9 protein-coding genes are annotated in these 11,897 nt (G+C 68.4%); all 9 read left to right on the top strand.

The window, feature by feature from the left end:
* The first annotated feature begins 45 nt into the window (after positions 1-45).
* The 9 genes from AC06FB_RS00115 (at position 46) to AC06FB_RS00075 (ending at position 11,896) form a co-directional block, all read left to right on the top strand.
* Positions 46-2,280 carry a CocE/NonD family hydrolase gene (locus AC06FB_RS00115; RefSeq protein ID WP_478053228.1) on the top strand — a complete coding sequence of 745 codons (2,235 nt, stop codon included), beginning with the start codon at positions 46-48 and terminating at the stop codon, positions 2,278-2,280.
* A gap of 84 nt (positions 2,281-2,364) precedes the next feature.
* Entirely contained in the window at positions 2,365-3,495 is a 1,131-nt protein-coding gene (gene flhB / locus AC06FB_RS00110; protein ID WP_065176157.1) for a flagellar biosynthesis protein FlhB, read from the top strand.
* Positions 3,492-5,597: a flagellar biosynthesis protein FlhA gene (flhA, locus tag AC06FB_RS00105; protein ID WP_478053227.1), complete on the top strand. Its 2,106-nt coding sequence runs from the start codon at positions 3,492-3,494 to the stop codon at positions 5,595-5,597. The genes flhB and flhA overlap by 4 nt, the downstream gene beginning before the upstream one ends.
* Before the next feature lie 145 nt (positions 5,598-5,742).
* Positions 5,743-7,395, top strand: a complete 1,653-nt coding sequence (gene flhF, locus AC06FB_RS00100; RefSeq protein ID WP_478053226.1) for a flagellar biosynthesis protein FlhF — start codon at positions 5,743-5,745, stop codon at positions 7,393-7,395.
* A complete protein-coding gene (locus AC06FB_RS00095) occupies positions 7,382-8,269 on the top strand; it encodes a MinD/ParA family ATP-binding protein (RefSeq protein ID WP_478053225.1) in 888 nt (295 codons plus the stop codon). The genes flhF and AC06FB_RS00095 overlap by 14 nt, the downstream gene beginning before the upstream one ends.
* The gene (locus tag AC06FB_RS00090) at positions 8,266-9,009 is read left to right on the top strand and encodes an RNA polymerase sigma factor FliA (RefSeq protein ID WP_053520064.1); all 744 of its coding nucleotides are present in this window, start codon (positions 8,266-8,268) and stop codon (positions 9,007-9,009) included. The genes AC06FB_RS00095 and AC06FB_RS00090 overlap by 4 nt, the downstream gene beginning before the upstream one ends.
* A gap of 57 nt (positions 9,010-9,066) precedes the next feature.
* Positions 9,067-9,459 carry a chemotaxis response regulator CheY gene (gene cheY / locus AC06FB_RS00085; RefSeq protein WP_053520063.1) on the top strand — a complete coding sequence of 131 codons (393 nt, stop codon included), beginning with the start codon at positions 9,067-9,069 and terminating at the stop codon, positions 9,457-9,459.
* Complete coding sequence (locus AC06FB_RS00080; protein ID WP_197571592.1) at positions 9,459-10,064, top strand: protein phosphatase CheZ; 606 nt, start codon at positions 9,459-9,461, stop codon at positions 10,062-10,064. Before cheY ends, AC06FB_RS00080 begins: the two co-directional genes overlap by 1 nt.
* Before the next feature lie 2 nt (positions 10,065-10,066).
* Positions 10,067-11,896: a chemotaxis protein CheA gene (locus tag AC06FB_RS00075; protein ID WP_111186096.1), complete on the top strand. Its 1,830-nt coding sequence runs from the start codon at positions 10,067-10,069 to the stop codon at positions 11,894-11,896.
* Position 11,897 lies beyond the last annotated feature (1 nt).

Genomic DNA, 11,897 nt, shown 5'->3' with positions numbered 1-11,897 from the left:
CCCACCGTATGATGACCACGCGCCCGCCATTGCAAGGAACACCCCGTGACCTTACGCGCTCTTCTTGCTGGCCTGCTGCTGGCGCTCACCTGCACCCGCGTGGCCGCCAGCGATCTGCGGTGGTCGCTGCCCCGCGATGCGCCGCCAGCACAGGTGGATACGGCACTGCAGGCGCTGGGTACGGAGCTGTTGCAGTCGGCAACGCTGACCGATGCACAGCGCTGCCATGCGCTGCTGGCCACGGGTCGCTACGCCGAGGCACGCGCCATGATCGAGAAGCTGCGCGCGACGCTGGCCGCTGCCGGCGATGGCGCGGCGGCCCAGCGCTGGATGCCGATGCTGCTGGCAAGCACTGGCGCGCGGGATGCGGAAGCGTATTCGCGCGCCTTCCATTCGGCCTTTGCTGGCCTGGATGATGTTGCCGCCGTGCAGGCCGATGCAGCGCTTGCCTTGCCTCCCGCTGCGGTACAGGCGCAGCTGACGCAGGCGCTTGCGGCACAGGCCGATGCCGCCACAGTGCCGCAGTCAGCCGCGCTGGAGCTGGTGCGCCTGCAGGCTGTGTTGCGCGCGCAGACCCTGGCTGCGGCACTCGCCCCTGCACTGCTTGACGCAGAACAGCAACGCCGCTTCGTGATCGACAGCGGATTGCGTATCCCCGTGGCCGAAGGGGTGGTGCTGTCCGCGCAGCTGGCACGGCCCCGCAGCGCGTCCGCGCCGCTGCCGACGGCCATGCTGTTCACCATCTACACCGACCCGCCCAAGAACCGTCTGAAGATGCTGCTGGCCGCAGCCCACGGCTACGCCGGCATCGTGGTCGACGCACGCGGAAAAGGTCAGGGTACCGGCACCATCGCCCCCTACGAACACGACGGTGTGGACGCCAATGCCGCGATCGACTGGGTCAGCCGCCAGCCCTGGAGCGACGGTCGGGTCGCCATGTATGGCGGCAGCTATGAAGGATTCACCGCATGGGCGGCAGCGCGCCATCACCATCCGGCACTGAAGACCATCGTGCCCTACGTGGCTGCCATTCCGGGCCAGGGCCTGCCGATGGAGAACAACGTATTCCTCAGCGCCAACTACGGCTGGGCCTTCTACGTGGCCAATGGCCCGATGCTGGATGCCGACACCTATGGGCAGCAGGACCGGTGGTCACAGCTGCCCGGCCGCTGGTATGCCTCCGGCCGGCCGTACCGGCAGATCGACCAGATCGACGGCACCCCCAATCCCTGGCTGCAGCGCTGGCTCGCCCACCCGGCCTATGAGGGTTACTGGCAGGCCATGGTGCCGTACGCCGAAGACTTCAGGGACATCCGCATTCCGGTGCTGACCATTACCGGCTACTACGACGACGGCCAGATTTCCGCGTTGCAGTACTTCACCGATCACATGCGCTACCGGCCGGACGCCGATCATGTCCTGCTGATCGGGCCGTATGACCACGGCGGTGCGCAGGCCGCCAGCAAGCCGATGCAGCTGCGCGGCTACACGGTGGACCCGGTCGCGCAGTTCGATACGCCTGCGCTGACCTTCCAGTGGCTGGACCACGTACTTCGCGGTGCCCCGCGCCCGGCGCTTCTGGCCGACCAGGTCAACTTCCAGCTGATGGGCAACAACACCTGGGGGCATGCAGCCACCCTTGATGCCGCTGCGGGCGGCCATCGCACGTACTACCTGTCGGCAGCCGCTGAGGGCGACCATCACCCGTTGCAGGAACAGCGGCCAACGCCGGGAACACTGCGGCAGACGGTGGACCTCGCCGATCGCACGGAGGTCCGGCATGGCTACTATCCGTTCCCGATCGTGGCCGCCGGGGACGAGCCGGACACGGCACTGACCTTCCTCTCCGAGCCCTTCCCAGCACCGATGGACCTGATCGGACGCTTCTCGGGCGATCTGAAGGTCCGCATCAACAAGCGCGACATGGACTTCACGGTCACCCTGTACGAGCTGCTGCCCGATGGGCGCAGGATGCAGCTGTCCTACTACGTCGGCCGGGCCAGCCACGTACGCGACCCGACCACGCGGCAGCTGCTGGTGCCGGGGCGATGGACAGACCTGCCCTTCGATCGCACCCGCATGGTCGCCCGCCGTGTTGGCGCGGGCAGCCGGCTGCTGGTGAAGGTGGACGTGCTCAAGGACGCCATGCACCAGGTGAACCACGGCACCGGACGCGATGTCAGCGACGAGTCAGCCGCCGATGCCGGTGAGCCCCTGCAGGTGGACTGGCACAGCGACAGCACGCTGAGCATCCCGCTGCGGCCGGCCCTGCCCGGCTAGCGTCGGGCGTTGCCCCGGCGGTGAACCACGCGCCGCGGAACAGTTCTTGCAGGCAGCCCGGCATCCCCTGCCGCAGTGCCCATGATGTCCGAGAACGAATCCGCCGGCGAAAAGACCGAACAACCCACCGAAAAACGCCTGCGCGAGGCCCGGGAACAGGGCAACCTGCCGCGTTCCCGCGAACTGGGGACCGCCGCGGTGTTCGGTGGCGGCGTGCTGGCGGTGATGGCCATGGGCGGCTCGATCGGCCGTGGTGCCACGCAATGGATGAAACAGGCGTTGAGTCCCGAGCAGGGGCTGCGGCAGAACCCGAAGGAACTGTTCGGCCACTTTGGCGACCTGCTGCTGCAGTTCATGCTGGTGATCACCCCGCTGGTGCTGGTCTGCCTGCTGGCCAGCTTCGTCGCCCCGCTGGTGATGGGCGGATTGCGCTGGTCGGCCAAAGCGATGATGCCCGACATCAATCGGCTGAACCCGCTGACCGGCCTCAAACGTCTGTACGGGCCGGAAGCCATCGCTGAATTCACCAAGTCACTGCTGCGCGTGGCGTTCGTGGGCGTCGCCGCCGGACTGGTGGTGTGGGGCGGCTTCGACACCCTGCGCGGGTTGATCCACCACCCACTGGAAACCGCCATCACCGATGGCCTGGGCTTCACCCTGCGACTGCTGCTGGCGACCGCCGGGGCAATGCTGGTGCTGGCGGCGATCGACGCGCCGTACCAGCGCTGGAACTGGATGCGCAAGCTGAAGATGACCCGCGAGGAACTGCGGCGGGAAATGAAGGAAAGCGAAGGCAGCCCGGAGGTGAAGGGCCGCATCCGCCAGCTCCAGCAGCAGATGGCCAACCGCCGGATGATGGAAGCGGTGCCCACCGCGGACGTGGTGGTGGTCAACCCGACCCACTACGCCGTGGCCCTGAAGTACGAGGGCGGCGCCATGAACGCGCCCACCGTGGTGGCGCTGGGCGTGGACGAGACCGCCCTGCGCATCCGTGAAGTCGCCGATGGCAACAAGGTCGCCATCGTCTCCGCCCCGCCTTTGGCACGCGCCTTGTATCGGGAAGGCCAACTCGGAAAGGAAATCCCCGTGAGACTGTATTCGGCCGTGGCCCAGGTCCTGTCCTACGTCTACCAGCTGCGCGCCTGGCGCACCGGCCCGATGCCGGGCGCCCCGCACATCGAGGTGGATGAATTCGGCAAGGGAGGCCGGGCATGAGCGCGCAGGCCTCGTCCGGACTCAACACCCGCCGGCTGCTGGAGATGATCCGCCAGGGCCTCGGCGCGCCACTGATCGTGCTGGCGCTGCTGGCGATGGTGGTGGTGCCGCTGGCGGCGCCCGTGCTCGATGCGCTGTTCACCTTCAACATCGCCATCTCGCTGATGGTGCTGCTGGCGGTGGTGTACGTGAAGCGCCCGCTGGATTTCACCATCTTCCCGATCGTGCTGCTGGTCACCACCATGCTGCGGCTGGCACTGAACGTGGCCTCCACCCGCGTCATCCTGCTCAATGGCCAGAACGGCCACGACGCGGCCGGCAAGGTCATCGCCGCGTTCGGTGAGTTCGTGATCGGTGGCAACTACGCGGTCGGCATCGTGGTGTTCGCCATCCTGACCATCATCAACTTCGTGGTCATCACCAAGGGCGCCGGCCGTGTCTCGGAAGTGACCGCGCGCTTCATCCTCGACGCCATGCCCGGCAAGCAGATGGCCATCGATGCCGATCTCAACGCCGGCCTGCTGACGCGCGAAGAAGCCAAGCTGCGCCGCGAGGAGGTCCGCGAGGAAGCCGACTTCTATGGCGCGATGGACGGCGCCAGCAAGTTCATCCGGGGTGATGCGATTGCCGGCATCCTGATCCTGTTCATCAACATGCTCGGTGGCCTCGCCGTGGGCGTGCTGCAGCATGGCATGCCGTTCGGCGATGCCGCTGCGACCTACACCCTGCTGTCCATCGGTGACGGTCTGGTGGCGCAGCTGCCGGCCCTGCTGGTCTCCAGCGCAGTGGCGATGCTGGTCACCCGTGCCTCGCGCTCGCAGGACATGGCGCAGGCGATGACCGGCCAGGTATTCGGCCAATACCGTGCCCTGGCCATCACCGCCGGCATCATCGGCCTGGTCGGCCTGGTGCCCGGCATGCCCAACGTCGCTTTCCTGACGCTTGCCGCCATTCTCGGCTTCATCGCCTGGAAGCTGTACCGGAAGGGACAGGCCCCGGCCCCGAGCGACGCTGCCGGCAGCGACCCCGGCGCGGTCAGTGCGCTGGGCCGACCGGCGGCGCCGGCCCCCACCGCGGAACTGAGCTGGGACGAACTGCGCCCGGTCGACCCGCTGGGGCTGGAGGTCGGTTACCGGCTGATTCCGCTGGTGGACAGCAATCAGGGCGGCGAACTCATGGCACGCATCAAGGGCGTGCGGCGCAAGCTGACCCAGGACGTGGGATTCCTGATTCCATCCGTGCACATCCGCGACAACCTGGAACTGCCGGCCAACGGCTACCGCGTGCTGGTACATGGCGTGCCGGTGGCAACCGCCGAGATCCATCCCGACCGCGAACTGGCGCTGGACCCCGGCAGTGCGCTCGGCCCGCTGGACGGCATCGCCGGCAAGGATCCCGCCTTCGGCCTGGACGCTACCTGGATCCAGCCGCACCAGCGCGCCCAGGCCGAAACCATGGGCTACACCGTGGTCGACCCGGCCACCGTGGTCGCCACCCATCTTTCCCACCTGATCCGCGAGCATGCGCCGGAGCTGCTGGGCCACGAAGAGGTGCAGCACCTGCTGGCCAACCTCGCCAAGAGCGCGCCCAAGCTCGTCGAAGATCTGACGCCCAAGGCGCTGCCGTTGTCGGCCGTGGTGCGGGTGCTGCAGAACCTGCTGGTGGAACGCATTCCGATCCGCCAGCTGCGCAAGATCGCCGAAGCACTGGTGGAGCACGCGCCGTCCAGCCAGGACCCGGCCACGCTCACCGCCGCAGTGCGCACCGCGCTCGGCCGCTTCATCGTGCAGGAGATCGCCGGAATGTCGGCGGAGCTGCCGGTGTTCACCCTCAACCCGCAATTGGAACGCGTCTTGCAGGAGTCCACGCAGGGCAACGGCGCCGCGCTGGAACCCGGGCTTGCCGAGCGACTGCATCAGAGTCTGGCCGAATGTGTCAGCAAGCAGGAAGCCCGCAACGAGCCCGCGGTCGTGCTGGTTCCCGGCCCGGTACGTGCCGCGTTGGCACGCCTGGTCCGTCACAGCGTTCCGTCGCTGTCGGTACTGGCGTACAGCGAAGTGCCGGAGGACAAGCGCCTGAAGCTGGTCGGAACGATCAGCTGACGCCGCCCACCGATGCGTCAGAAAACAGACACCACCTTCGAACCACCGCAACAGACAGATGCCAAGGGGAACCCGTTCCGTGCAGACCACCGACCACCCGCGTTCTCCCACCACCACCCCGCCGTCCCCGTCCCGTGACCACAGCATGAAAATCAAACGATTCGTCGCCGCCGACATGCGCTCGGCCATGAACCTGGTGCGCAAGGAACATGGTCCCGATGCTGTGATCCTGTCCAACCGCCGGATCGAGGAAGGCGTCGAGATCGTCGCCGCAGCCAACTATGACGAGAGCGCGGTGCAACGCGCGCTGGAAGCCTCGCGGCGCGACGTGGCTCCGCCGCCGCCGAAACCGCGCACCGCCGCGGATGCAGTGATCGCCGCGGTCACCCGCCGCCGCTCCACGACACCGGCCCAGCAGCCGGTGACCGCCACCACATCGGCCGTGGCCGCCCTCGCCCGCGCGGCCGTCGGTGCCACCGGCCGCACCCTGGACAGTGCGGACGAGATCGTGCCCACCCGCGGCAGTTCCGGCTTCGCTGCCACCCTGGCGCGTGCCACCGTCAACGATCCGGCACTGCCGGAGCAGATCTTCGCGCCGTTCGCGAGCGCCGTCGTGGCTCCCGCACCGGCGCCCGCCAACCGCGCCCGTTTCCTGATCGACCCGCCGCAGGACGAGCATCACGAATCCCCCGCGCCGGCAGTGCTGCCGCCGCCGCTGCCGATCACCGCTGCGGCCACGGCGCAGGCCGAGTCCGTGCACCCCGAGCCGCCGTACGCGCAGGACGTTGCCGAGACCACGCCAGCCCCTGCCGCTGCCGCTGAAGCGGAGACCGCGCCGGCGCCGGCGCCGCTCCTTGCCCCGGCGCCGGTACTGACGGTGGTTGCACAGGACGATGCCGAGATCCGCCAGCTGCGCCACGAAGTGGCCGGCATGCGCCAGGTCATCGAGCGCGAGATGAACCGCTTCACCGACGAGCGCCTGCGCGGCTGCCCGGTGCGGGCGACCGCCCTGGACCTGATGGACGAGTACGGATTCGATGCCGGGCTGGCCCGCGATGTGGCCATGCAGATACCGCTGGAAACCGAAGCCCACCGGGGCCGCGGGCTGATGCTGGGCCTGATCTCGCGCAGGCTGCCGATCGCGCCGGTCGATCCGCTGGAAGAAGGCGGCGTGATCGCTCTGGTCGGTCCGACCGGGGCCGGCAAGACCACCACCATCGCCAAGCTCGCCTCGCGCTTCGCCGAGAAGCACGCGCCGCGCGATGTGGCCCTGGTCACCACCGACACACTGCGCATCGGTGCCCGCGAGCAGCTGTACGGCTATGGCCGCCAGCTCGGCATCGCGGTGCATGAAGCCAACAGCGGTACCGACCTGGACCAGCTGCTGGAGCGCCTGAAGGACTACAAGCTGGTGCTGATCGATACCGCCGGCCTGGGCCCGCGTGACCGCGCCCTGGCCGCGCAGCTGCAGTGGCTGCGTGCCGCCCGCCAGGTCCGCACTCTGCTGGTGCTGCCGGCCAATACCAGCTTTGGCGACATGGACGAGGTGGTGCGCCGCTTCGGCGCGGCCAACCTGCAGGGCCTGGTGCTGAGCAAGCTGGATGAGACCGGCCGCTTCGGCAACGCCCTGTCAGTGGCGGTAGACCACGCGCTGCCGATCACCTGGGTGACCGATGGCCAGGACGTTCCGGACGACCTGCACCGGGCCAGCGCGGCCAATCTTGTACTTCGCCTTGAAGATTTGCGCCGAGCGGCCGATATGCCCTGCAACCCGGAGTTGAACCATGCCGTCGCGTGAGTACGCCAAGCTGACCAAGACCTTCCCGCTGTCGGCCACCCGCAGCGAGCCGCTCGGCCCTGTGCGCACCATCGCCGTGACCGGCGGCAAGGGCGGCGTCGGCAAGACCAACGTCTCGGCCAACCTGGCCGTGGCGCTGGCCGGCATGGGCAAGCGCACGCTGCTGCTCGACGCCGACCTGGGCCTGGCCAACATCGACGTGATCCTGGGGCTGAATCCCACCCACACCCTGGCGGATCTGGTCGCCGGCCGCTGCTCGCTGGAAGAAGTGATCGTCGAAGGTCCGAACGGCGTGCTGGTGGTGCCGGCCGCGTCCGGTCGCCGGCACATGGCCGAGCTGGCCCCGGCCGAGCACATCGGCCTGGTGAACGTGTTCTCCGAACTGGAACGCGAGCTGGACATCATGGTGGTGGACACCGCCGCCGGCATCACCGATGGCGTACTGACCTTCTGCCAGGCCGCACAGGACACGGTTGTCGTGGTCTGCGACGAGCCGGCCTCGATCACCGACGCCTACGCACTGATCAAGGTGCTGTCGCGCGAGCGCGGCGTGGACCGCATCCAGGTGGTGGCCAACATGGTGCGCGACCCCAACGAGGGCCGCGTGCTGTATGAAAAGCTGACCCGGGTCTGCGAGAAGTTCCTTGCCGATGTCTCGCTGAACTACCTGGGCTGCGTGCCGCAGGATGACTGGCTGCGCCTGTCGGTGCAGCGCCAGCAGCCGGTGGTGAAGGCCTATCCATCCAGCCCGGCGGCGCTGGCGATCACCGAGATCGCCCGTCGCACCGCCCGCTGGCAGGCCCCCACCGAGCCACGCGGTGGCGTTGAATTCTTCCTCGAGCGCATCCTCAAGCAACGCGGGGTGGCAGCATGAAAGGCGCGGCCCAGTACAGGGAAGTCCAGCGCTCGGCGGCGACCGAGGTCATCGCCCAGCACTCGGACCTGGTGCGGCGCATCGCCCATCACCTGGCCGCACGCCTGCCGGCCAGCGTCGAAGTGGACGACCTGATCCAGGCCGGCATGATGGGCCTGATCGAAGCCTCGCGCAGCTACGACGCCGACCAGGGTGCCTCGTTCGAGACCTATGCCTCGATCCGCATCCGCGGCTCGATGATCGACGAGATCCGCCGCGGCGACTGGGTACCGCGCTCGGTGCATCGGCGCGCCCGCGATGCGGCCGCCACCATCCGCCGCCTGGAGCAGACCACGGGCCGTGCAGCCAGTGCCACCGAGGTGGCGGCGGCCATGGACATGCCACTGCCCGAGTACCTGCGGCTGATGGAGGACGCCTCGCGCGGCCAGGTGCTGAGCCTGGAATCGCGCATCGAAGACCAGGGCGAACTGGACACCGTCGCCCAGGGCGGACCGACACCGCAGCAGGTCCTGGAACGTGGCGAGTTCGGCCGCGAACTGGGCAAGGCCATCGGCCATCTGCCCGAACGCGAACAGCTGGTGCTCTCGCTGTACTACGAGCAGGAGCTGAACCTGAAGGAGATCGGCGCGGTGCTCGGCGTGAGCGAATCGCGCGTCTGCCAGATCCACGGCCAGGCCGTGCTGCGCCTGCGCGGCCGGCTGAAGATCTTCGAGGCCGCGGATGCCGGGCTTGAAGAATGAACATGCCTGCGGCGGCCACGGCCACCGCGGGCGACTGAACAACAAAGGAACTCCGATTTGAACAAGAACATGCGCATCCTGATCGTCGACGACTTCTCGACCATGCGTCGCATCGTCAAGAATCTGCTGGGCGATCTGGGCTTCACCAACACCGCCGAAGCCGAGGACGGGCATGCTGCGCTGTCGATGCTGCAGAGCCAACCGTTCGACTTCGTGGTCACCGACTGGAACATGCCGGTGATGACCGGCATCGAACTGCTCAAGGCGATCCGCGCCGATGCCAAGCTCAAGACCCTGCCGGTGCTGATGGTCACCGCCGAGGCCAAGCGCGAGCAGATCATCGAAGCGGCGCAGAGCGGCGTGAACGGCTACATCATCAAGCCGTTCACCGCGCAGACGCTGGAAGAGAAACTGGGCAAGATCTTCGAACGCCTGGCGGCCAGCGCCTGATGGACGCCACGGTCGACAAGAACGCCCTCGTCCTGCGCCTGCAGGAAGCCCTCGACGCGCTCGAATCCGGCGACGAGAGCGCCTGGCGCCAGCGCATCGACGCCCTGGTGGCCGCACGCACGCAGCCGATGATGAGCGGCCTGTCACGGCTGGCCCGCGAACTGGGCCAGGCCCTGGGCGAACTGCCGACCGTCCCCAGCGAGGCGGGCGAGCTGGACGACGCCTGCGCGCGCCTGGACCATGTGGTGGCGATGACCGAACAGGCCACGCACCGCACCCTGGACCTGGCCGAAGAGTGCCGCAGCCTCACCGAACAGCTGCGCGCCGAAGGCCTGCAGCCGGGGCAGGATGCGCAGCTGGAACGCATCCGCCACAACCTGACCGAGATTGCCCTGACCCAGAGCTATCAGGACCTGACCGGACAGATCATCCGTCGCGTGGTCGGCATCGTCCGCCGCGTGCACGAAGGCTTTGGCGCGCTGGGCCTGCCACCGGAGCAGCATCGCACCGATCCGGCGCTGGCCGGACCGGCACTGAAGGGACTGGACCGCCACGCGGTCTCTCAGAACGACGCCGACGACCTGTTGTCGGACCTGGGACTGTAAGCATGAGCGCGGTATCCGACGACATCACCGCCGATTTCATCATCGAGGCACAGGAAATCCTGGATCGCCTCGGCGAACAGCTGGTGTCGCTGGAACAGGCGCCGCAGGACGCCGACCAGCTCAACGCCGTGTTCCGTGGCTATCACACGCTCAAGGGCGGCGCCGGCTTCCTCGGCATCACCGCCATGGTCGAGCTGTGCCATGCCGCCGAAGAGGCACTGGGCGCCGCCCGCGCTGGCCAGGCGGTGCTGCAGCCGCATCACTTCGATGCCGCACAGCAATCACTGGACTACCTGCAATCGATGCTGGATGCCGTGTCTTCCGGCAACGAACCCGGCTATGCCCCGCCGGACCTGATCGCCCAGTTCGACGTGCACGGCGCTGCTGCGCCGGCCGCCGCCGCTCCCGCAGCGGCCGCGCCCGCTGCCGGTGACCTGATCACCGACGACGAGTTCGAGGCCCTGCTCGATCAGCTGCACGGCAGCAACGCCCCCACCGCAGTGGCGACGCCGGCCAAGGCCGACGATGGCCTGATCAGCGAGGATGAGTTCGAAGCCCTGCTGGACCAGCTGCACGGCGGCGCCGCCCCCGGCGCGAAACCCGTGGCTGCCCCGGCGGCGGCGCCTGCACTGCCCGCACCGCGCCCGGCGGCCGCCGCGGCCAAGCCCCCCGCCAACAAACCGGTGGCCGAGGCCGAGCACACCGTGCGCGTGGATACCAAGCGGCTGGATGCGATCGTCAACCTGATCGGCGAGCTGGTGCTGTCGCGCAACCGGCTCAAGACCCTGCGTGCGCGCCTGCGCGACGAGGAACTGGACCGCGCCGTGTCGACCCTGGACATCGCCACCGCGCGCCTGCAGTCGGCAGTGATGCGCACGCGCATGCAACCGGTCGGCAAGGTGTTCTCGCGCTTCCCCAAGGTCGCCCGCGATGTTGCCCGCTCGCTGAAGAAGGAAGTGGACCTGGAGCTGGTCGGCGCCGAAACCGAGCTTGACCGCAACCTGGTCGAGGCCCTGGCCGACCCGCTGGTGCACCTGGTCCGCAACGCCATCGACCATGGTGTGGAGATGCCCGATCTGCGCGAAGCACAGGGCAAGCCACGCATGGGCCACGTGCGTCTGTCGGCCCAGCAGGAAGGCGACTACGTCAGCATCGAGGTGCAGGACGATGGCGCCGGCATCGATCCGGAAAAACTGCGCGCGAAAGCACGCGAAAAGGGCTTGATCGACCCGGAGGCGGCGGCCCGGCTGAGCAGCGAGGAATGTCTGCACCTGGTGTTCCTGCCCGGCTTCTCCACCAAGCAGCAGGTGACCGACATCTCCGGCCGCGGCGTCGGCATGGATGTGGTGCAGTCGCGCATCCGCGAGCTCAGTGGGCAGATCCAGATCCAGTCGGAACTGGGCCGGGGCAGCCGTTTCCTGATCCGCGTGCCGCTGACCCTGGCGATCCTGCCAACCCTGCTGGTGCAGGCCGGCGAGGACGTCTATGCGCTGCCGCTGGCGCGCGTGATGGAAGTGCTGCATGCACCGCGCACCTCGCTGGGCTGGTTCGATGGCCGGGCGGTGCTGGATCGTCGCTCGCACACCCTGCCGCTGGTCGATCTGCGCCAGTGGCTGGATGTGACGCCCGCCGCCTCGGCGCTGCTCACCATCGTGGTGCTGCAGGCCGGCGAGGCGCGCTTCGGCCTGGTCGTGGACCAGGTCCGTGGGCGCGAGGAAGTGGTCATCAAGCCATTGCCGAAGGCCCTGCGCGGCCTGCGCGGCTACGCCGGTGCGACGCTGATCGGTGATGGCCGGATGGCCCTCATCCTCGACGTGGATGGCCTGCGATGAC

The organism is Stenotrophomonas sp. Steno-C15, assembly GCF_056393265.1.
Note: the sequence above shows the minus strand (reverse complement) of the source record. Positions and strands in the feature narration are given on the sequence as shown.